General features: G+C 67.1%; 19 protein-coding genes and 1 pseudogene. 13 read left to right on the forward strand and 7 right to left on the reverse strand.

From position 1 onward, the window contains the following. Positions 1–140: 140 nt before the first annotated feature. The 3 genes and pseudogenes from gpmI (at position 141) to IB223_RS00415 (ending at position 4,605) form a co-directional block, all read left to right on the forward strand. Positions 141–1,688, forward strand: coding sequence for a 2,3-bisphosphoglycerate-independent phosphoglycerate mutase (gene gpmI, locus IB223_RS00405; protein WP_192201182.1), 1,548 nt, complete (start codon positions 141–143; stop codon positions 1,686–1,688). Further along, entirely contained in the window at positions 1,688–2,944 is a 1,257-nt protein-coding gene (locus IB223_RS00410; protein WP_192199737.1) for a peptidoglycan DD-metalloendopeptidase family protein, read from the forward strand. The genes gpmI and IB223_RS00410 overlap by 1 nt, the downstream gene beginning before the upstream one ends. 116 nt (positions 2,945–3,060) lie before the next feature. Continuing rightward, positions 3,061–4,605, forward strand: a pseudogene (locus IB223_RS00415) (S41 family peptidase). Here the strand turns inward: IB223_RS00415 and IB223_RS00420 are convergent. Beyond that, positions 4,499–4,819, reverse strand: a complete 321-nt coding sequence (locus IB223_RS00420; RefSeq protein WP_192199739.1) for a DUF1820 family protein — start codon at positions 4,817–4,819, stop codon at positions 4,499–4,501. The pseudogene IB223_RS00415 and the gene IB223_RS00420 sit on opposite strands and share 107 nt — an antisense overlap. 86 nt (positions 4,820–4,905) lie before the next feature. Further along, positions 4,906–5,598 carry a rhomboid family intramembrane serine protease gene (locus IB223_RS00425; protein WP_192199740.1) on the reverse strand — a complete coding sequence of 231 codons (693 nt, stop codon included), beginning with the start codon at positions 5,596–5,598 and terminating at the stop codon, positions 4,906–4,908. Positions 5,599–5,823: 225 nt separating this feature from the next. On the opposite strand from IB223_RS00425, the gene IB223_RS00430 reads away from it, so the two are divergent. After that, on the forward strand, positions 5,824–7,191 hold the full coding sequence (locus IB223_RS00430; protein ID WP_192199741.1) for an outer membrane protein transport protein: 1,368 nt from the start codon (positions 5,824–5,826) through the stop codon (positions 7,189–7,191). Between the two features lie 72 nt (positions 7,192–7,263). Here IB223_RS00430 and IB223_RS00435 read toward each other — a convergent pair whose 3' ends face one another. The 4 genes from IB223_RS00435 to putA all read right to left on the reverse strand — a co-directional run bounded on the left by IB223_RS00435 (position 7,264) and on the right by putA (position 13,709). Further along, positions 7,264–8,202, reverse strand: coding sequence for an SMP-30/gluconolactonase/LRE family protein (locus tag IB223_RS00435; protein ID WP_192199742.1), 939 nt, complete (start codon positions 8,200–8,202; stop codon positions 7,264–7,266). A 16-nt stretch (positions 8,203–8,218) separates the two neighbouring features. Further along, the gene (locus IB223_RS00440; protein ID WP_225590742.1) at positions 8,219–9,016 is read right to left on the reverse strand and encodes a hypothetical protein; all 798 of its coding nucleotides are present in this window, start codon (positions 9,014–9,016) and stop codon (positions 8,219–8,221) included. 58 nt (positions 9,017–9,074) lie between these two features. Further along, a complete protein-coding gene (locus IB223_RS00445; protein WP_192199744.1) occupies positions 9,075–10,244 on the reverse strand; it encodes a GGDEF domain-containing protein in 1,170 nt (389 codons plus the stop codon). Between the two features lie 249 nt (positions 10,245–10,493). Then, positions 10,494–13,709, reverse strand: a complete 3,216-nt coding sequence (gene putA / locus IB223_RS00450) for a bifunctional proline dehydrogenase/L-glutamate gamma-semialdehyde dehydrogenase PutA (protein WP_192199745.1) — start codon at positions 13,707–13,709, stop codon at positions 10,494–10,496. 262 nt (positions 13,710–13,971) lie between these two features. Here putA and IB223_RS00455 point away from each other — a divergent pair, with 262 nt between their 5' ends. The 6 genes from IB223_RS00455 to IB223_RS00475 are packed head-to-tail and all read left to right on the forward strand — an operon-like array spanning position 13,972 to position 18,696. After that, positions 13,972–14,448: a DUF2244 domain-containing protein gene (locus IB223_RS00455; RefSeq protein WP_192199746.1), complete on the forward strand. Its 477-nt coding sequence runs from the start codon at positions 13,972–13,974 to the stop codon at positions 14,446–14,448. A gap of 18 nt (positions 14,449–14,466) precedes the next feature. Continuing rightward, positions 14,467–15,411: a cytochrome c oxidase subunit II gene (gene coxB / locus IB223_RS00460; protein WP_192199747.1), complete on the forward strand. Its 945-nt coding sequence runs from the start codon at positions 14,467–14,469 to the stop codon at positions 15,409–15,411. Between the two features lie 35 nt (positions 15,412–15,446). After that, positions 15,447–17,060 carry a cytochrome c oxidase subunit I gene (ctaD, locus tag IB223_RS00465; RefSeq protein ID WP_192199748.1) on the forward strand — a complete coding sequence of 538 codons (1,614 nt, stop codon included), beginning with the start codon at positions 15,447–15,449 and terminating at the stop codon, positions 17,058–17,060. Positions 17,061–17,079: 19 nt separating this feature from the next. Next, positions 17,080–17,214: a hypothetical protein gene (locus IB223_RS18950; protein ID WP_255431468.1), complete on the forward strand. Its 135-nt coding sequence runs from the start codon at positions 17,080–17,082 to the stop codon at positions 17,212–17,214. Next, positions 17,211–17,789: a cytochrome c oxidase assembly protein gene (locus IB223_RS00470; RefSeq protein ID WP_192199749.1), complete on the forward strand. Its 579-nt coding sequence runs from the start codon at positions 17,211–17,213 to the stop codon at positions 17,787–17,789. The genes IB223_RS18950 and IB223_RS00470 overlap by 4 nt, the downstream gene beginning before the upstream one ends. 28 nt (positions 17,790–17,817) lie before the next feature. Continuing rightward, complete coding sequence (locus IB223_RS00475; RefSeq protein ID WP_192199750.1) at positions 17,818–18,696, forward strand: cytochrome c oxidase subunit 3; 879 nt, start codon at positions 17,818–17,820, stop codon at positions 18,694–18,696. A gap of 128 nt (positions 18,697–18,824) precedes the next feature. Here the strand turns inward: IB223_RS00475 and IB223_RS00480 are convergent, their stop codons facing one another. Next, complete coding sequence (locus IB223_RS00480) at positions 18,825–19,046, reverse strand: twin transmembrane helix small protein (RefSeq protein ID WP_192199751.1); 222 nt, start codon at positions 19,044–19,046, stop codon at positions 18,825–18,827. Between the two features lie 89 nt (positions 19,047–19,135). Between IB223_RS00480 and IB223_RS00485 the strand changes: the two genes are divergently transcribed. The 3 genes from IB223_RS00485 to IB223_RS00495 all read left to right on the forward strand — a co-directional run bounded on the left by IB223_RS00485 (position 19,136) and on the right by IB223_RS00495 (position 21,850). After that, a complete protein-coding gene (locus tag IB223_RS00485) occupies positions 19,136–19,867 on the forward strand; it encodes an SURF1 family protein (protein ID WP_343227118.1) in 732 nt (243 codons plus the stop codon). Between the two features lie 239 nt (positions 19,868–20,106). Next, the gene (locus tag IB223_RS00490) at positions 20,107–20,679 is read left to right on the forward strand and encodes a hypothetical protein (RefSeq protein WP_192199753.1); all 573 of its coding nucleotides are present in this window, start codon (positions 20,107–20,109) and stop codon (positions 20,677–20,679) included. A 25-nt stretch (positions 20,680–20,704) separates the two neighbouring features. After that, positions 20,705–21,850, forward strand: a complete 1,146-nt coding sequence (locus tag IB223_RS00495) for a COX15/CtaA family protein (protein WP_192199754.1) — start codon at positions 20,705–20,707, stop codon at positions 21,848–21,850. The last annotated feature ends 1 nt before the right edge of the window (position 21,851 follow it).

Below are 21,851 nucleotides of genomic sequence, written 5' to 3' on the forward strand. Positions count from 1 at the left end.
GACTGTGATGCGCGCGGGGAGGGAAAGGTTTAGCCCGGCCGTCATCGGGGACGCCATGGCACCACGCTTCGCTACAATCGTCACCTGCCTGAAGTCACTGGAATCCTGCCGTGTCCGCATCCCCCCCGCCTGAAGACAACATGCGCGTGAAGCGTCCCAAGCCCGTCGTGCTGCTGATCCTGGATGGCTGGGGGCATCGCGAAGATCCCGCCGACAACGCGCTGGCGCAGGCCACGCTGCCGAACTGGCACCGCCTGCTGGCGAACGCCCCGCACACGCTGATCCACACCGAAGGCCGCCATGTGGGCCTGCCCGATGGGCAGATGGGCAATTCGGAAGTGGGGCACATGAACCTGGGGGCGGGCCGCATCGTCTACCAGGACCTGACCCGCATCGACGCCGCCATCGAGGACGGCAGCTTCTTCGCCAATGCCGAACTTGTCGCTGCCTGCGAGGCCGCCAAGGCCGACGGCAAGACCCTGCACGTGTTCGGCCTGCTGTCGCCGGGCGGCGTGCACAGCCATGAACTGCACATCTTCGCGATGCTGGACCTCGCCAAGCGCCAGGGCGTGCCGCGCGTCGCCGTGCATGCCTTCCTGGACGGCCGCGACACGCCGCCGAAGTCGGCCGAACCCAGTCTGCGCGCGCTGCAGGACCTGTGTGCGGAGCTCGGCAACGCGCACATCGCCTCGGTCAGTGGCCGCTACTACGCGATGGATCGCGACAAGCGCTGGGACCGCCTGCGCCTGGCGTGGGACGCGATGGTGGAGGCACGCAGCGACCACCATGCCGCCAGCGGCGTGGCCGCGCTGGAAGCCGCATACGCGCGCGGCGAGAACGATGAGTTCGTGCTGCCCACCGTGATCGATGGCGCGCGACCGATGGCCGACGGCGATGCCGTGGTCTTCATGAACTTCCGCGCCGACCGCGCGCGCCAGCTGACGGCGGCGTTCGTGTCGCCCGCGTTCGACGGCTTCGATACACGCAAGCCGTCGCTGGCCCGCTTCGTCTGCCTGACCGAGTACGACGCCAAGCTCCCCGCGCCGGTGGCGTTCGCGCCGGACGACCTGCGCCAGACCTTCGGCGAACTGCTGGCGGATGCGGGCCTGACCCAGTTGCGCATCGCCGAGACGGAGAAATACGCGCACGTGACGTTCTTCTTCAGCGGCGGACGCGAGGATGTGTTCGCCGGCGAGGAACGCATCCTGATCCCCAGCCCGAAAGTGGCCACCTACGACCTGCAGCCGGAAATGAGTTGCCCCGAGCTGACCGCGAAGCTGGTGGAGGCCATCGGCTCGGGCCGCTTCGACGCCATCATCTGCAACATCGCCAATCCCGACATGGTCGGACACAGCGGCGACCTGCATGCCGCGATCCTCGCCGCGCAGGCGGTGGACGTGGCCATCGGTGAAGTGGATGCCGCCGTGCGCAAGGCCGGTGGTGCGCTGCTCATCACCGCCGACCACGGCAACCTGGAAATGATGCGCGATCCGGCTACCGGCCAGCCGCACACCGCACACACGGTCGGCCCGGTGCCGCTGGTCCTCGTGTTGCCAGAAAGCGCGGGCCCGCGTGCGGTGACGTTGCGCAGCGGGGGTGCGTTGCGCGACGTGGCGCCGACGCTGCTGGCCCTGCTGGGCCTTGCGCAGCCGGCCGACATGAGCGGCCGCAGCCTGATCGACGCCTGATGCACAGCCGCGCGCGCACTGCGTTCACCGCGCTCCTGCTCGCCGGCCTGGCCGTCGCGGCGGTTGCGCCGGCGCAGAATCCACGCGAAACCGAGCGCAAGCTGGAGCGCGTGCGCAACGAGCTGAAGTCGATCGCGCAGGAGCGCCGCAAGCTGGAAGGCGAGCGTGGCACGGCGTCGCGCCAGCTGCGCGATGCGGACGAGCAGGTCGGTCGCACGACGCGGTCGCTGTCCGAGACCGAAGCGGCCCTGCGTCGCGAGGCCGCCGCGCTGCAGGCGCTGCAGCAGAAGCGCGATGCCATGCAGGCGCAGCAAGCGTCGCAACGCCGGCAGCTCACGGCCCTGGTGCGTGCGGCCTACCAGCAGGGCGACGATGCACCGTTGAAGGTGCTGCTGTCGCAGGATCGCGTGGCCGATGCGAACCGCTTGCTGGCCTACCACCGCTACGTGCAGCGGGACCAGGCGCGGCGCATCGCGACTTTGAACACCGAGCTGGCGGCGTTGGACCAGGTGGAGCGCGATATCGTGGCTCGCCGCACCGAACTGGACACGGCGCGGACAAGGCAGCGCGAGCAGGTCTCGCAACTGGAGAAGGCCCGCAGGACACGCGCGAGCCTGGTCGCGGACCTGGACGAGCGATACCAGGATCGTGCCGCCAAGGAAAAGGCGCTCGGACAGGACGCGCGTTCGCTGCAACGCCTGCTGGACAACCTGCGCGCCGCCGCCGCGCGTGCCGAGGCCGAACGTCGTGCCGCCGCGCGCCGTGAAGCTGCTGCGGCAGCGGCACAGAAGCGCGACAGTGCCGGAACCGCGTCACGCAGTACGCGCACCCCGCCTGCGCCGCGTCCGGCGGTGGCCTCCGCACCTCCGCTGAAAGTCGGTGGTCTGGGCTGGCCGGTATCGGGCAGCCTGTTGGCGCGCTATGGCGGACGCATGCCCGATGGTCGCGCCAGTACCGGCGTGCTGATCGGCGCACCCTCGGGCACGCCGGTCACGGCGGTGGCGGACGGCACCGTGGTGTTTTCGGAATGGATGACGGGATACGGCCTGATCCTGATCCTCGACCACGGCAACGGCTACATGAGCCTGTACGCGCACAACGACAGCCTGCTGAAGGACAGCGGCGAACGGGTCAAGCGGGGTGATGCGGTGGCGCGTGTGGGGACGTCGGGCGGACAGGGCCAGGCTGCGCTGTACTTCGAACTGCGCCGCAACGGCCAGCCGGTCGACCCTGCATCGTGGCTGCAGCGGCGATGAACAGGGCGCCGGGCCCTAACCCGGCTTGAACAAACGGGCCAGGTGGCTTCGCGCATAATCCGGTGAACTTCGCGCCCGTGCGCGAAGTCCCACCAAGCCCCTCCTGGAGCGTCTGCATGCCGCTGCGTCTTTCCCTGGCCACCCTGACCGTCGCCCTGTTCGCGTGCATGCCGGCGTGGGCGCAACAGCAGGCGCCACTGCCGGAGACGCCGCCGGTGGTCGCGCCCAGCGACGATCCCGATGCCGCGGAAAACGCCCCGTCGAAGGTGCCGCTGGACGAGATCCGCCGCTACGTGGCCGTGTTCAATGCGGTCAAGGAGGCGTATGTCGAACCGGTCGAAGACCGCGAACTGATGCAGTCCGCCATCCGGGGCCTGTTGCTGGACCTGGATCCGCACAGCACCTACTTCGACAAGGAAGATTCCGACGCGTTCGACGAACAGGCCACCGGCGCCTACGAAGGCATCGGCGTGGAACTGCAGCAGCAGCCCGACCGGACGCTGCTGGTGGTGTCGCCGATCGACGACACGCCCGCCGCGAAGGCGGGCATCAGGTCCGGCGACGTCATCACCGCCATCGACGGCAAGCCGATCAGCGCCGAAGACGGCATGGAGCCGCTGCGCGGCGCGCCGGGCAGCCGGATCGTGCTGACGATCCTGCGCGATGGCACGCCCAAGCCGTTCGACGTGACCCTGGTGCGGGACACCATCCGCATCACCAGCGTGCGCAGCCGCGTGCTGGAGCCGGGCTACGGCTACGTTCGCATCAGCGCATTCCAGACCGACACCGCCGCCGATTTCCAGAAACAGGTGGACAGGCTGCAGGAGAACGGGAAGCTGCGCGGACTCGTGCTGGATCTGCGCAGCAATCCGGGTGGACTACTGCTGGCGGCAGTGCAGGTGGCCGACGACCTGCTCGACAAGGGCAACATCGTCAGCACCCGCGGGCGGATGTCGATCAGCGACTCCAAGTTCGATGCCACGCCGGGCGACCGCTTGAACGGCGCGCCCGTGGTGGTGCTGGTGGACGCCGGCTCGGCCAGCGCCTCTGAAGTGCTGGCCGGCGCGCTGCGCGACAACAAGCGCGCGCGCGTGGTCGGCAGTCGCACCTTCGGCAAGGGCTCGGTGCAGACGGTGCTGCCGCTCGACAACGGCGATTCGGTCAAGCTGACGACTGCGCGCTACTACACGCCCAGCGGCAAATCGATCCAGGCCAGCGGCATCGTGCCCGACGTGGTGGTCAAGCCGGAACAGGATGGCAAGCCGGGCGCGGCGATCGGGCCGGATGGCCAGCCGTACATCACCGAGGCCACGCTGCCCGGTCATCTGCGCGGCGACGAAGAAGGGGCGGCCGGCTACACGCCGGGTGACGTGCTCGACGGTGATGCGCCGATCACGGCGGCGCTGGTCGAACTGAAGAAGGTGGTCGCCACGGCGCGGGCGCCCTCGAGCCAGCAGCGGCGTTGAGCGTTGGCGGGCGTGGGCGCGACATCCGTCGCGAGGCCGGATGCCTGCATCGCGACGGATGCCGCTCCATCGGAAGCGACAAGCGCACCTAGCGCGGCTTCGCCGGCATCGGGAACGGCGTCACCACTTTCTCGCCGGTGGCCGCGTCACGGATCGCCGACTGGCCTTTCCGCTCCACTTCTTCCACCCGGATGATGCTCTGCATCGGCAGGTGCAGGACCTTGGTGTTGCCGAACTCGTCGCGCAGGCGTTCTTCGGTGGGGTCCACCACCAGGCCTTCGTGCACGTCGAACACCAGTTCGCCCACCTCGGTGAATCCCCACAGGCTGCTCGCCGCCACCTTGCGCGCGTACAGCTCGTAGACCTTGGTGTGGTTGTGGAAGGTGACCTTGTAGAGCGTGGTTTTCATGCGGCGATTATAGGAGTGAGCGGAGAGAAGTGAGGAGTGAGTGGCTGCGCAACGCTTTCCTCACTTCTCTCCGCTCACTCCTGCCGTCAGTACCCTTGCCGCTTGCGCATCCGCCGCGCGATGGCGGCGCGCACGAACAGGGCGAACACCACGCCGAACAGGAAGCCGGCGATGTGCGCCGACCACGCCACGGTGCCGAAGGCGGGGCCCGTGTAGGCGAAGACCACCTGCAGCAGTGCCCAGATGCCGATCAGGAGCGAGGCCGGCGCCTTCACGAATTCGAGGAACAGGCCCAGCGGCAGCACCACGCCCAGCTTGGCGGTGGGGAACAGGGCCAGGTAGGCGCCGATGACGGCGGAGATCGCACCGCTGGCGCCGATGATGACGCGGTCGGGTGTTCCGATGCTGAGCACGGCGGCGACGTTCGCTACGGCACCACCCACGAGGAACAGCAGCAGGAACCGCCACGGTCCCATCGCCCGTTCTGCGGGCAGGCCGAAGATCAGCAGGAACACCAGGTTGCCCAGCAGGTGCGCCCAGTCCGCATGCAGGAACAGCGCGGTGAACAGGCGCAGCACCGTGCCGCGCTGCAACGACGCCAGCCAGACCTCCGGCGCCACCATGCCGCCGGTCAGCGCCCCCCATTGGGTCAGCAGGTAGCTCTGCGCGGCCTCCCCGAGGGTCAACGCCCAGCAGAAGGCGGCGGACAGGAGCACCAACAGGGTCGGCGTGGCCCAGCGGACGGGCGGTTTCCGGCGGGACGGGAGGGAAACGAACATGCGTCGGCACTCTACCCGCTCACTGCCGGGCTGCCCATGGTGCGTCGCGGCGAAACTGAATAGGGGCAATGACTTACGACGGATTGTTAGAGTTTAGTTAGCAGGTATACTGCATACGGCGTCGTATGTCGGGAGGGGCTTCCGGCAGGCCGAACGGGTGGACCACAACACCCGCGGCCATGGACGACGCAGGCGCTTTTACCCACGTCTCCGGAGAAATCATTCATGGAATTTGCAAAGAACATCACCCGCGTTTCGGCGCTGGCGCTCGGTATCGCAGGCGTGCTCGCCTATGGCGATGTGCACGCCGCCGCCTTCCAGCTGAAGGAAAACAGCGTCAAGGCCCAGGGCCGCGCGATGGCCGGTGCGGCCTCCGCCAAGGGCGACGCCTCGGTCGTGGTCAACAACCCGGCCGTCATGTCCACCTTCACCGAGCGCACCCTGCAGGCCGACGTCACCGCGATCGACCTGTCCTACGAATTCGAAGGCAGCGGCACCGCCGCGACCGGCACCCCGTTCCAGCAGCCGCTGACCGGCGGCAACGGTGGCGACGCCGGTGACGTGGCCGCCGTGCCGGCCGCTTCCTTCATCCTGCCGCTGAGCGGCGATTTCGAATACCTGACGCTGGGCATGATGATCAGCGCGCCGTTCGGCCTGAAGACCGACTACGACGAGGGCTGGAAGGGCCGCTACCACGCCCTGGAATCGGACGTGAAGATCATCGACCTGACCTTGGCCGCATCGCTCGAGCTGAGCGACCGCTTCTCGGTCGGTGCGGGCTTCATCTACGAGCACGCCGACGTCACCCTGTCCAACGCCGTCGACTTCGGCACCATCATCTGCGGCCGCAGCCCGGCTGCCTGCGTGGGCCCGACGGCGCAATTCGGTCCGCAGCGCAACGACGGTTTCGCCAGCATCAACGGCACCGACAACGGCCTCGGCTGGATCGTCGGCATGAACTGGCGCCCGACCGACAAGCTGTCGCTGGGTTACTCGCACCGCTCCGAGATCGACCATGAACTGGACGGCGACGCAGTGTTCGAAGTGCCTGCCAACGTGCGTGCCGCGCTCGGCAACGGCGTCTTCATCAACGGCGGCGGCGGTGCCGACCTGACCACGCCGGCCATCGATGCCTTCAGCGCCACCTACTACGCCACCGATCGCTTCACCGTGATGGCCGAAGCCACCCGCACCGACTGGTCGTCGCTGCAGGAAATCCGCATCGAGTTCGACAACCCCGCGCAGCCCGACTCGGTCGAGGACTACAGCTGGGACGAGAACTGGTTCTATTCGATCGGCGGCGAATACAAGTTCAGCGACAAGTTCACCTTCCGCGCCGGCGTGGCGCGCGATGACTCCCCGGTCAGCCGTCCCCACCGCACTCCGCGCCTGCCCGACCAGGACCGCATGTGGTACTCGCTGGGCATGACCTGGAACGTGTCCGAGCATTTCGAGCTCAGCGCCAGCTACGTCAAGATCGACATCGTCGATACGCCGGAAGTCGACCTGACCAACAGCACGCGCGCGCGCCTGGTGGGCGACTTCGAGGGTGGCGCCGACCTGTTCGGTGTGGCGATGCAATACAAGTTCTGATCGCTGCACGGATCCGAACCACGAAAAACCCCGCCTCGGCGGGGTTTTTCATTGCCTTCCAGCATCACCGGATCAATACGGAAGACCGGCCACCGGCAGTTCGATCGACCACAGGCTCGCGGCGCCGGTCAGGAACAACGTGCGCCGGTCTTCGCCGCCGAACGCGGCATTGGTGATGTTGGCGTCCACGCGGATCGTGGCCAGCACGTCACCCGCGGGAGAGAACACGCGCACGCGCTGTTGGCCGTGTTCGGTGACATAGATGTTGCCCAGGCAATCCAGTGTCAGGCCGTCGCCGCCGGTGATGCGCGCCAAGTCCCGGCCCGGGCCGGGCACGCCGTCACGCAACGGATAGGCGCGCAACACGTCGCCATCGCCGGTTCCGCCTGCCACGTACAACGTGCCGCCATCCGGCGACAGCGCGATGCCATTCGGATTGCGCAGGCTGTCGTCGACCACCGTTGTCACGCCCTCATGGTGGCGATACACGCGGGTGAGGGGCTGGCCACCGGGCGCGGCCTTGCGCTGGTAGTCGGGATCGGTGAAGTAGAGGGTGCCGTCGGCGGCCATCACCAGGTCGTTCGGGGAATTGAACGGCGCGCCGTCGAACGTCGACACCAGCGGCGTGCGCGTGCCGTCGGCCAGGTCCACCCGCGCCACCTGCTTGCGATCGTGGGTGGCGGCGATGAGGCGGCCGTCCGTATCCAGCGCGAGCCCGTTGCTGCCGCTGTCTTCGACCACGGTTTCCCAGCGGTCCGGCGGGGTGAAGCGGCGGATGCGCGAGGGGAAGCGGCCGTTGTGGACGAAGTCCGACAGATACAGCGCGCCGTCGCGCCACACCGGGCCTTCGTACAGGCGGTTGAGCGCATCGCCAAGCGTGGCGTTCGCCACGCGCGTGGCGGTCAGTTCGCCCTTCGGTGCGGTTCCCGGGAAACCTTGGCAGGTACCGGCCGCGGTCGCCGCAGCGGTAGGAAAGCACAGTACAACAAGCAATGGGACGAGTTTGAGCATAGCAGGCACTCCCTATTCAGCGAAGGGTGGCGCACCGCGCCGCGAAGTCCTCGATGGTTGAGTGGGCGCCCGCAGTCTCCTCAAGCTTCTGGTGGAGCTTGCTTCTCGCGTATTCGACCAATCGAGCGTCATATAGATTGTTCCTCTGCAATCTTCTGAAAAGTTCGTTGCCAAGGAGTTTCTCCAGGATAGCCAGGCGAGCGTCTAGGGAAGGATCGCGATCGCTTCGATTCTGGGGGAAATATCTTGCATCGAAACTTGGCCACCACGGACGGAGCTGGTGCTCCAAGCTGACCATGCTGGCGTCGTACTCATCGACCACCCCCACGAAGTCGAGCGCTTCGATTCTCGTTCTCGCGGTACTCAGGTCGATCTCATTGGGCGGCTCGTAATAGACGCCGCCGCGCGCAAGGAACGATGTCTGGGTATCACACAGCACGTAAGGTCGTTCTTCCAGGCAGCGATGCACCCAATCAGCCAAGCCTGTGTACGAGTCCACTAGGCCTGCACGACGCTCCTGTTCGAAAATGGACGCGATTCTGTCCAGCGGATGCCTCAGCAGTACGATTGGAAAAACCCGCGATAACCGATCAATCGGAAATCTGAAGTGATGACTGCTGAATGCGATAGATGAAGGATCCTCCTTAAGGATAAGTTCAATGTCTTCTTCCACAAGCGTGGACTCGGCATTGGGCCCGTGGACTTCCCGGAATGCGTCGCCGAAATTTCGCCGGAGAATCCAGTCCAGTGTTGACCCGCCATTCTTGAAGATATGGAAGTGCAGCAGGCATGGAGGGATAGTGGCTGTTGACATGGTGATCACCGGGAAAGCCTCCATTCTCGTGCTTGCCGCGAAGTTGTTCCCTGATACGTTAGGCAGCTTGCGCAGGGTGCAAGCGTACCTCGATCCGGTTGCGGCCCTTGTGCTTGGCGGCGTACAGGGCTTCGTCGGCCAGGCGCACCAGAGTGTCGTAGGGCGCGTAACGGTCGGCGGTGAACGACACGCCCATGCTCACCGTGACGCAGAAACCGGTGCCGATCGGCGCGAATTCCAGTGCCATCACCTGCTGGCGGATGCGCTCGGCCAGTGCCTGCGCGGTCTCGGCCCGGGTGTCGCGCAGTACCAGCATGAATTCCTCGCCGCCCAGCCGCGCGAACAGGTCGTCGCTGCGGATGCACCCGCGCACCACGTCCGAGAAACGCTGCAGGACCAGATCACCGGCCTCGTGCCCATGGTCGTCGTTGACCGTCTTGAAGTGGTCCAAGTCGAGCGCGATGACCGCCAGGCCGTGCCCGGCCGAGAGCCAGGCGCCCTGCGACTGCAGTTCGTTGTCCAGGCCGCGGCGATTGAGCGCGCCGGTGAGCGGATCGAACAGCGCGCCACGACGCAGCGGTTCGGCCGCGCGGAAGCTGGCCAGCATCAGCATGCAGAAATTGAGCATGAACCAGATCGACAGGTCCAGATTCACCCAGACCGGATTGGGGCCATAGCGCCCGGTCAGTGCGGCGAGCAGGTCGCCGCCATACAGCCACAGCAACACGAAGCAGCCGGTGATCATGAGCCTGGCCGGCACATGGTCGGGCGCGCTGCGCAGTGCGAGCAGGTGCCGGATCATCACCGCCAGCACGATGACTTCGGTGGCGCTCATCGCAGCGCCCTGCGCGTCAACGCCGCCGCCCGCCACCGCGCCGACCAATGAGAAGCCGATGCACAGCGGCAGCAGCGCACGTTCCCACCCTGTCAGCGCGCGCTGCTGCACGAACTGGATGATCGACCAGGCCAGGCCAGCAAGGCCGGCGCAGGCCAGCAGGCCACCCAGGCCGGCAATCGCTTGCGCGAGCGACGCGTCACCGGCGCGCACCAGCATCTGCGCGGTGCCGTCCAGCATCGCGGCGCCGAGGGAATACAGGAAATGCGCCACGCCCCAGGTGGCGATGCCGCGCACGCCGCGCGAGACCCTGCCCACGTAGAAGAAGAGCGCGAGCAGCACGGCGGCGAGGGCGGAGTCGCTGAGCAGCAGGTTGTAGAAGTCGGTCGTCATGCGTGGGGGCCGTGCTGGCCGTGAAACTCCTTGTCGACGCTAGAACGCAGGATGTGCATCAATCCGGCAGGTGGGATCGGCTGATGTTCACGCAGACAGGGTGAAGGTCCAGCGACGGATGGGGTGGGGACAGCATCGCCGGCCGATGCCCGGGCAAGCAGTGCCGTGGGTCATGCCCAAAGAAAAGCCCCGCCGGAGCGGGGCTGTGCATGCCACGTGGGAGCTGCCGATGCGCGGCGGCGCCCGGGCTCAGTCGCCGAGCGTCAGCAGCGAGGCGTTGCCGCCTGCCGCCGTGGTGTTGACCGTGACGGTCTTCTCGGTGGCGAAGCGCGGCAGGTAATGCGGGCCGCCGGCCTTCGGACCGGTGCCCGACAGGCCCTGGCCACCGAAGGGCTGCACGCCGACCACCGCGCCGATCTGGTTGCGATTGACGTACACGTTGCCCACCTTCACCCGCGCGGCGATGCGGTCGATGGTTTCGTCGATGCGCGAGTGCACGCCCAGGGTCAGGCCGTAGCCGGTAGCGTTGATCTGGTCGATCACCGCATCCAGCTGGTCGGCCTTCCAGCGCACCACGTGCAGGGCCGGTCCGAAGATTTCCTTGTGCAACTGGTCCAGCGACGTCAGTTCCCACGCGCGCGGCGCGAAGAAGGTGCCGTGCGCCGTTTCTTCACCGGCGTTGGCCTGCTTGATCACACGTGCTTCGGCCGCCATGCGCACGGCATGGTCGTCGAGGATCTTCAGCGCGTCAGCGTCGATCACCGGACCTACGTCGGTCGACAGCAGGCCGGGGTCGCCGACCTTCAGCTCGTCCATCGCGCCGGCGAGCATCGTCATCACCTTGTCGGCGATGTCGTCCTGCACGAACAGCACGCGCGCGGCCGAGCAGCGCTGGCCGGCAGAGGTGAAGGCCGAACCCATCGCGTCCTTGACCAGCTGCTCCGGCAGTGCGGAGGAGTCGGCGATGAAGGCGTTCTGGCCGCCGGTTTCGGCGATCAGGGTGGCGATCGGGCCGGCGTCGCGGCCGGCGAGCGCGCGGTTGATCGCACGCGCGGTCTCGGTGGAGCCGGTGAAGGCGACGCCGGCCACGCGCGGATCCTTCGTCAGCGCGGCGCCGACGGTGGCGCCATCGCCGGGCAGGAACTGCAGCACGGCCTCGGGAATGCCGGCTTCATGCAGCAGCTTCACTGCGGCGTGGCCGATCAGGTTGGTCTGTTCGGCCGGCTTGGCGATCACGCTGTTGCCGGCGGCGAGCGCGGCGCTGACCTGGCCCAGGAAGATCGCCAGCGGGAAATTCCACGGACTGATGCAGACGAACACGCCGCGACCCTGCAGCTGCAGCTGGTTGGATTCGCCGGTCGGGCCGGGCAGCTGTTCCGGTGCGCCGAACTGCGCGCGCGCCTGGGCGGCGTAATAGCGCAGGAAGTCCACCGCCTCGCGCACTTCGGCGACGCTGTCGGGGATGGTCTTGCCGGCTTCCTTCACGCACAGCGCGATGTAGTCGGGCAGGCGCTGTTCCAGCAGGTTTGCGGCATGCTCGAGGATGGCGGCGCGGCTGGCGGCCGGCGTGCGGTCCCATGCCGGCTGTGCGGCGACGGCGTTCCCCAGCGCCTTCTCGACCGTGCCGCCGTCGGCCGGCTGCCATTCGCCGACGGTCTGGCGGCGGTCGGCGGGATTGGTCACCGGCAGTGCCGCGCTGGACACGACCGCGCCCGGCACCAGCGGCGCGGCGCGCCACGGTTTCACGGCGGCGTTGATGCGCTCGGCCAGCGCGCGCAGGTCGTTGTCGTTGGCGAGGTTGGCGCCCATGGAGTTGTTCCTGTCAGAAGAGGCGATGGGAGCGGGTTGGCTCCGGAAAAGATCGACCGGCAGCGGGATGCGCGGGTGCGGGATGGACTCGAACTCGGACACCGTCTGCACCGGGTCGCGCACGAGGTCCTCGATGGCCACGTTCTCGTCGGTGATCCGGTTGACGAAGCTGCTGTTGGCGCCGTTCTCGAGCAGGCGGCGCACGAGGTACGGCAACAGGTCTTCGTGCGAGCCCACGGGCGCGTACACGCGGCATGGCGTGTCCAGCCGGTGCTTGGGCACCACTTCGGCGTACAGGTCGTCGCCCATGCCATGCAGCTTCTGGTGCTCGTAAGGACGGCCGTTGGCGATGAAGCGGATCGCGGCGATGGTCTGCGCGTTGTGGGTGGCGAACATCGGATACAGCGCATCGCCGTGGTCGAGCATGCGGCGCGCGTTGGCGAGATAGGACACGTCGGTGTTCGGCTTGCGCGTGAACACCGGATAGCCCGGATGGCCATCGATCTGCGCGCGCTTGATCTCGGCATCCCAGTAGGCGCCCTTCACCAGGCGCATCGGCATGCGGCGACCGACGCGGCGGGCGAGGTCGGCGAGGAAGTCGATCACGTACGGCGTGCGCTTCTGGTAGGCCTGCACGGCCAGGCCGTAGCCTTCCCAGCCATCGAGCGAGGCATCGGAGAACGTGGCCTCGATCAGGTCGAGTGACAGCTCCAGGCGGTCGGCCTCTTCGGCGTCGATGGTGAAGCCGATGCCGTACGACTTGGCGAGTTGCGCCAGTTCGAGGATGGCCGGCGCAAGCTCGCGCATCACGCGGACGCGCTTGGCGTGCTCATAACGCGGATGCAGGGCAGACAGCTTGATCGAGATGCTGGGCGCGGCGAACACGTCGGTGAAGGGGCCGGTGCGGCCGATCGCATGGATCGCCTGGCGATAGGCCTCCAGGTAGCGGGCGGCGTCCCGGGTGGTCAGCGCGCCCTCGCCCAGCATGTCGAAGGAGTAGCGGTAGTCGGCGTTCTCGCCCTTGCGGCTGCGCGACAGCGCTTCGTCGATGGTGCGGCCCATGACGAACTGGTGGCCCATGATCCGCATGGCCTGGCGCACGGCCAGCCGGATCACCGGCTCGCCTACGCGGCCGACCAGGCGCTTGAACGCGCCCGGCACGTCGGCGCGGGTCAGGTCGTTCAGGTTGACCAGCTTGCCGGTCAACATCAGGCCCCAGGTGGAGGCGTTGACCAGCACGGAGTCGCTCTGGCCCAGGTGCCGCTCCCAGTCCGCGTCGCCCAGCTTGTCGCGGATCAGCTTGTCGGCGGTCTCCTGGTCCGGGATGCGCAGCAGGGCTTCGGCCACGCACATCAACAGCACGCCTTCGTCGCTGCCGAGGTCGTACTGGCGCATGAAGGCTTCGATGGCGCCCTGGTCCTGTGCGCGGGCGCGGACCCGTTTCACCAGGTCCACCGCAAGCCGTTGCGCCTGGATCTGCTCGTTGGCCGGCAGGCGCGCCTGCTCCAGCAGTTCGCGGACATGTCCGGTCTCGTCGCGCAGCCAGGCGGCGGTGATCGCGGCGCGCAACGGGGATGGCGGAGCGGGGATTTCGGGGGAAATGATGCGGCCGGCCGGCGGAACGGCGGGCGACGGGACAGGCGAGGGTGTCGACATGACGGCAGGGCAGTCCAAAGGCAGTCCACTAGTTTAGGCCCGTGCGCGCGGCCCGGATATGCCCGCCGTTGCCGGCTTGCGGGCGTTGCCCGTTCTCCTGCGCCCTGCGGTGACGGCGGTCGCGGAATGCATCCGCGGATGCCGGATGAGGTTCGCGCGGCCGGGCCGAGCACCTTGTCCTGGATCAATGAAACTTGCCGCAAAGTGTGGCGGGAGCTACCATTTAACGGTTTTCCGCAGCCCGGATCGTGTGGCGGGCGACATGATCGAAGTGGTGCCGTCATCGTGGGACGGACACGGCGCGCAGCTCAGGCTGCGGCCGCCGCGGGCGCTGACGCGCCGCCAGTTCGTGATGTTGTTCGTGACGCTGTCGGGCGCGATGTGGATCGTCGCCATGCTGGGCTGGTGGGGAGGCAATGCCTTCGCGCCGGCTTTTGCATTGCTCCATTCGGCCATCCTGGCCACGGCGCTGCGTGTGCTGTGGCGCAGTGGCGACCGGAGGGAAGACATCAGCATCGGTCCCGACGCGGTGGAGGTCACCACCTCCGTGTCAGGGGCGGTGTTCCGGGCGCATCCCTACTGGGTGCGCCTGTGCATCGAGCGGGATGGCGAAAGGATTTCGCTGGCCTCCAGCGGCAGGCAGGTCCAGGTGGGCAACTTCCTGGGGCCGGCCGAACGCCGGGAGCTGGCGGACAGATTGCAGGATTTACTGGCGGCCGCGAGTGGCCGCAACCGATGACGCATTGGGGTCTAGGCAATGACGCAAGTGAATGGGATGTGGAAGCGGTTGATGACGGCGTGCACGCTGCTGGCAATGCCGGCGCTGGCCTGGGCGCAGTCGGCGGACCCGAAGCCGTGGCAGCTGAACATGGGCAAGGGCGTGACGGCGTCGTCGCAGCATGCCTATGACGCGCACATGATCGCGCTGTGGGTCTGCATCGTCATCGGCATCATCGTGTTCGGTGCGATGGGCTACGCGATGTTCAAGTTCCGCCATTCCAAGGGCGCGGTGCCGGCACAGTTCAGCCACAACACCACGGCCGAGATCATCTGGACCGTCATCCCGGTGCTGATCTTGGTGGTCATGGCCTGGCCGGCGACCGCCAAGCTGATCGCCATGTACGACACCCGCGATTCCGAGATGACCGTCAAGGTCACCGGCTACCAGTGGATGTGGAAGTACGAATACCTGGGCGAGGGCGTGGAATTCACCAGCCGCCTTGACCGCGAGTCCGACCGCCTGCGCCAGAACAAGGCGACGACGCAGGAAGAGATCAAGGCGCACCCGCACTATCTGCTGGACGTCGACAACCAGCTGGTGCTGCCCACCAATACCAAGATCCGCTTCGTCATCACCGCCGACGACGTCATCCACGCGTGGTGGGTGCCGGCGCTGGGCTGGAAGCAGGACGCCATCCCGGGCATCGTCAACGAGGCCTGGACCGACATCAAGGAACCGGGCATCTACCGCGGCCAGTGCGCCGAGCTGTGCGGCAAGGACCACGGCTTCATGCCGATCGTCGTGAAGGCGGTGCCGAAGGCCGAGTACGAGCAGTGGCTGGCCTCGAAGAAGCCCGCCCCGGCTGCCGCCCCCGCCCCTGCCGCACCGGTGGAAGAGGCCGCGCCGGCCGACGCCACGACGGCCCCGGCCGTTGAAGCCGCCCCCACCGCCGAGACCCCCGCGCCGTCGGCGCAGGGTTGATCGACCGCCCGCATCAGCTGCAAGAGATTACGCACATGGCCAACACCGCCGTCGATCATCATGACGATCACCACGGTCACCAGCAGAGCTTCATCGAGCGGTGGTTCTTCTCCACGAACCACAAGGACATCGGCACGCTCTACCTGATCTTCAGCTTCATCATGTTCATCATCGGCGCGGGCATGTCGGTGGTGATCCGTGCCGAGCTGATGGTGCCGGGCCTGCAGCTGGTCAGCCCCGAGTTCTTCAACCAGATGACCACGGTGCATGCGCTGGTCATGATCTTCGGTGGCGTGATGCCGGCATTCGTCGGCCTGGCCAACTGGATGATCCCGCTGCAGGTGGGCGCGCCGGACATGGCGCTGCCGCGCATGAACAACTGGTCCTTCTGGATCATGCCGTTCGCCTTCACCCTGCTGCTGAGCTCGCTGTTCCTGCCGGGCGGTGCGCCGGCCGGTGGCTGGACGCTGTACCCGCCGCTGTCGCTGCAGGGCGGTGCGAACGTGGCGCTGACCATCTTCGCCATCCACATGATGGGCGTCAGCTCGATCATGGGCGCGATCAACATCATCGCCACGGTGCTCAACATGCGCGCACCGGGCATCGACCTGCTGAAGATGCCGATCTTCTGCTGGACCTGGCTGATCACCGCGTTCCTGCTGATCGCGGTGATGCCGGTGCTGGCGGGCGCGGTGACCATGCTGCTGACCGACAAGTTCTTCGGCACCAGCTTCTTCAACGCGGCCGGCGGCGGCGACCCGGTGATGTACCAGCACATCTTCTGGTTCTTCGGTCACCCCGAGGTCTACATCATGATCCTGCCGGCATTCGGCGTGGTGTCGGAGATCATCCCGACCTTCAGCCGCAAGCCGCTGTTCGGCTACCAGGCCATGGTGTACGCGACCGCCTCGATCGCGTTCCTGTCGTTCATCGTGTGGGCGCACCACATGTTCACGGTGGGCATGCCGCTGGGTGGCGAAATCTACTTCATGTTCGCCACCATGCTGATCGCCATCCCGACCGGCGTGAAGGTGTTCAACTGGGTCAGCACGATGTGGAAGGGCTCGCTGAGCTTCGAAACGCCGATGCTGTGGGCCGTGGGCTTCGTGATTCTGTTCACCATCGGCGGCTTCTCCGGCCTGATGCTGGCCATCGTGCCGGCGGACTTCCAGTACCACGACACCTACTTCGTGGTGGCGCACTTCCACTACGTGCTGGTGACCGGCGCGCTGTTCTCCATCATCGCCGCCACCTACTACTGGTGGCCGAAGTGGACCGGCCGCATGTACAACGAGTTCTGGGGCAAGTTCCATTTCTGGTGGACGATCGTGTTCGTCAACCTGCTGTTCTTCCCGCAGCACTTCCTGGGCCTGGCCGGCATGCCGCGCCGCATCCCCGATTACAACCCGGTGTTCGCGGACTGGAACTTCATCAGCTCGATCGGTGCGTTCGGCATGTTCCTGACGCCGTTCATCATGGCTGCGATCCTGTGGTCTTCGCTGCGCAGCGGCAAGAAGGCCCAAGCGCGTGCGTGGGAAAACGCGAAGGGCCTGGAATGGACCGTGCCGTCGCCCGCGCCGCACCACACGTTCACCACGCCGCCGGTCATCAAGGACGGCGACCTGGCGCACGGCGACGTGACGCACTGAGACGGCTGAGCATCGCGCCATGAACGCCCCCGTGCTGACTCCCGAGGAACTCGCGCGCCGCCGCAAGGCGGTGCTGCGGACGGCGTGGGTGATCGGCGGCATCGCGTTCGCGATCTTCGTGGCCTTCATCGGCCGCGCGGTGTTGAGCGCATGAGCGCGGCCAAGTCCAACTCGGCCGGGCTGTTCAAGCTGGTGGGCGTGGCGGTGGCGGTGTTCGTGCTGACGTTCTCGCTGGTGCCGCTATACCGCATCGCCTGCGAGAAGGTATTCGGCATCCGCCTGGAGCAAGGGCCCGGCCAGGTGGCCGCAGCGGCGGCGACCAAGGTCGCGCGCACGGTGACCGTGCAGTTCGATGGTGGCGTCAACTCCAAGCTGCCGTGGGCGTTCCGGCCGGAACAGCTGACCATGGAAGTGGTACCCGGCGAGCTGTACGAGGCGAAGTATTTCGCCCGCAACGACAGTGAGCGCGCCGTCGTCGGCAGCGCGGTGCCGTCCGTGGCGCCGGCCCGCGCCTCGGGCTATTTCACCAAGACCGAGTGCTTCTGCTTCACGGCCCAGACCCTGCAGGCCGGCGAAAGCCGCGACATGCCGGTCCGCTTCATCGTGGACCCGGACCTGCCGGCGGAAGTGAAGACCATCACCCTGTCCTATACCTTCTTCAAGAACGACGCACTGACCGCGCAGATCGGCACGGGCAACGCGTCGCCCTCGCCGCTCGCGGCACCCTGACCACGTCTTACGCAACGGAAACAACGCCATGGCACAAGCCCAATCGCCAGACGCCAACATCTACTTCGTGCCGCACAGTTCCAAGTGGCCGTTCGTGGGCTCCATCGCCATGTTCGTCACCATGGTGGGCGTGGCCAGCTGGCTCAATGACGCGGCCTGGGGCATGTGGGTCTTCTATACGGGCGTGGTGATGCTGTGCGCCACGCTGTTCATGTGGTTCGGCGACGTGATCCGCGAATCGGTCAGCGGCCACTACAACCGCCAGGTGGACGTGTCGTTCCGCATGGGCATGGTGTGGTTCATCTTCTCGGAAGTGATGTTCTTCGCCGCGTTCTTCGGCGCGCTGTTCTATGCCCGCACGCTGGCGTTGCCGTGGCTGGGTGGCGAAGGCGACGGCGTGATGACCAACAGCCTGCTGTGGGAAGGCTTCTCGGCCGCGTGGCCGAGCGCGGGTCCGGGCCAGGTGGGTGGTCAGTTCCAGACCATCCCCGCGTGGGGCCTGCCGCTGCTCAACACGCTGATCCTGCTGACCTCGGGCGTCACCATCACCATCGCGCACCATGCGCTGAAGGCCGGCAACCGCAGCCAGCTGCTGATCTGGCTGGGCGCCACGGTGCTGCTGGGTTGCGTGTTCCTGTTCTTCCAGGCCGAGGAGTACATCCACGCCTACAAGGAACTGAACTTGACGCTGGGCTCGGGCATCTACGGCTCCACGTTCTTCATGCTGACCGGCTTCCACGGCCTGCACGTGACGCTGGGCACCATCATGCTGGCGATCATCTGGTTCCGCTGCGCCAAGGGCCACTTCACCAAGGACAACCACTTCGGCTTCGAGGCCGTGGCGTGGTACTGGCACTTCGTGGACGTGGTGTGGCTGGGCCTGTTCCTGTTCGTTTACGTGCTGTAAGGGGGACGGGATAGGTGATCCGGGATTCGTGATTCGCGATAGCGAACGCCGTATCCAGCAAAAAGCGACGGAAGCCCGTCGTTTTTTTGCTTTTGCGAACCAGGAATCGCGTTTCACGCCTCACGGCGTCAGCCGGGATTGACCCCATGCGGGGTGATCCATCCCATGTAGATGGCCAGGACGACCAGCAGGATCAGGCCCACGGACAGCGCTATGCGACGGGTCAGCGCATTGACGGTGCGCTTGCTTTCGCCCTTGTCCACCAGCATGTAGTACAGGCCCGCGCCCAGGTTCCAGACGATGAGGATGAGGAAGGCGATGATCAGCAGGGTTTTCAGCGAATCGTTCATGGCGTCCTCGACGGGGCCCGGGCGGTGAGGCGCGCATTATCGCTCCCCCGGCGTGAGCCGAAGGTGGGTGCGACATTCGGACGCAGTGCGTGAGCCGGCACATGCCGCTGCCGGTCGGTTGGACGCTGGCCGTGCTGGCCATGTCGTTGTTCTGCAGCCTGGGCGCCTGGCAGTGGGGCCGGGCCGAGCAGAAGGAGGCCATGCTGGCGGAGACCGCGCGCGTACTTGCGGAGCGTCGCCCGCAGCCGCTGGCACTGGCGGAAGATGCAGGCCGCACGCAGTCCTACGACTGGGCCGGTGGCGAAGGCGAGTTCCTGTCAGGACCGGCGATCCTGCTGGACAACCAGACGCGCGACCGGCAGCCCGGCGTGCGCGCGTATCGCGTCTTCCAACCCGTCGACGCTGCCCCCTTGCTGGTGGAACTGGGCTGGTTGCCCGTGCCGGGAAACCGCGCGATGCCGGCCGTGGCACCGGTGGCCGGCCGGCAACGCCTGTCGGGACTGCTGGTGCCGCCGCCGTCGGAAGGCATCGCGCAGGCGCCGCCCGCCGTGCAAGCCGACGGCAGTCTGCTGGTGATCGCGCTGCAGCGTGAGGAATTGGCGCAGGCACTGCAGCTGCCGGCATTGGCGCCCCGCCTGCTGAAGCTGGACCCGGACCTGCCGCTGGGCTATGCCCGCGACCTCGACGTCCTGCCCAATACGCTACCGCCGGAGCGCCACATCGGCTACGCGGTGCAGTGGTTCGGGCTGGCCGGTGCGGTGCTGGTCACCGCGCTGCTGCTGACCTGGCGCAGCCGGCGGGGGGCGCGAAAGGATCGCTAATCGCGAGCGGGACAGGCCCTTTCTGGAAGCGCAGGATCCTGCAACCCCGTTCGTGGTGAGCCTGTCGAACCACGCTCTCTGCGCTGGATCGACAAGTCAGGATCGCCTTGCCTTGCCCTCGAAAAACGTGGTTCGACAGGCTCACCACGAACGGCATTCAAGGCGTCGTGGCTGTCTGTTGGCGGTGTCCGGCGTCGCTATAGCGGCAATGATCGCCCGGGCGTGAGAAAATGACGTCCATGGACCCAAAACCATTCGATCCCGCCCAGCGGCGTCGCGGGCGGTGGATGCTCGTCGCCCTGTTCGCCCTGTTCTTCGGCACCGTGTTCGGTGCGGGCATCCTGCGCTTCTCCGGCTGGCAGCCGGCGACGCACAAGAACCACGGTCTGATGTTGCAGCCGCCTGCGGACGCGCGAAGCATCGCGCCGATGCTCGTGGACGGCAGCGCCTACGACTGGAAGCCCGCCGAACGCCGCTGGCGCATCGTCGCCGCGCCGGCACCGGGGTGTGCGGAGGCTTGCCTGAAGCTGGCGCAGGACCTGGACAAGGTGTGGCAGCTGTTCGGCCACAACGCCGACGAAGTCGACATCCTGTGGGTCGGCGACTACCCGGACGGGGCGCCGAAGCACAGCGCGCTGCGCCTGGTGCGCTCGGATGACCCGCTGCGTGGCCTGCTGCCGCAGGTGGACGACCCGGCCGGCACGCCTGTGTACGTGATCGACCCGCACGGTTTCGTGATCCTGCGCTATGCCCCGGGCTTCGATCCGGCCGGCCTGCGCACGGATGTCTCGAAACTGATCAAGCTCATCTGAGCGCTCGCCCGAACTGCAGACGATGATGAACGCTGTCGCACGTCCCGTGATCTACCGACATTTCCATAGAATCGCCTGGCTGGCGGTCGCCCTGACGCTGTGCGTCGTGGTGTTCGGCGCCTTCGTGCGCCTGTCCGATGCCGGCCTGAGCTGCCCCGACTGGCCCACCTGCTATGGCCGGGCCGCATGGCCGGGCGCGGTGAACGAAGCGGCCTCGCACGCGGCCAGCGACATCCGGCCGTTCGAGACGCACAAGGCATGGCGCGAGCAGGTGCACCGCCACATCGCCGCCTCGCTGGGCGTGCTGGTGCTGGTGCTCGCACTGCTTGCTGCACGCCGCCGGCGCTGGGGCATCGCGCAGATCCTGGTCGCCGCCGGCCTGGTCGGCGCGGCCATCCCGCTGTACATGCATGGCGAACACGGCGCGGCTTCAGCGCTCGCGATCCTCGGCGAAGCGATCCTGCTGCTCGCCGCGCTGCGCTGGTCCAACATCGACCTGGCACGCGCGGGCGCGCTGACGCTGGCGGTGATCATCTTCCAGGCGCTGCTGGGCATGTGGACGGTGACCTGGCTGCTCAAGCCCATCGTGGTGATGGGCCATCTGATCGGCGGACTGACCACCTTCTCGTTGCTGGTGTGGATGGCGTGGCGGGCGACCGACCGGCCGATCACGCTGGCCGACGCGACCGTGCTGCGTCGCTGGCTGATCGGCGGCCTGGTGCTGCTCGGCATTCAGATCGCGCTCGGTGGCTGGGTCAGCGCGAACTACGCGGCGCTGGCGTGCGGACTGGATTTCCCGAAGTGCGTCGGCCAGTGGTGGCCGCCGGCGGATTTCGGCGAGGGCTTCGTACTGTGGCGCGGCATCGGCGTGGACTATGAAGGCGGCGTGCTGGATGGCGCTTCGCGCATCGCGATCCAGATGACCCACCGCATCATGGCGGCCGTGGTGGCGTTCTATGTGCTGGCGCTCGCGTGGCGCCTGTTCCGCACGCCGGGCATGCGCAGCTGGGCGTTGACGCTGCTGGTGCTGATCACCGCGCAGGTCACACTGGGCATCCTCAACGTGAAGCTCAACCTGCCGCTGCCGGTCGCGGTGGCGCACAACGGTGGCGCGGTGCTGCTGCTGTTCACTCTCGTATCGCTGACCGCGCGCCTGCGCAGGCCCGACTGAC

It is taken from the genome of Pseudoxanthomonas sp. PXM03, from assembly GCF_014852005.1.
In the GTDB taxonomy this organism is placed as follows: domain Bacteria; phylum Pseudomonadota; class Gammaproteobacteria; order Xanthomonadales; family Xanthomonadaceae; genus Pseudoxanthomonas_A.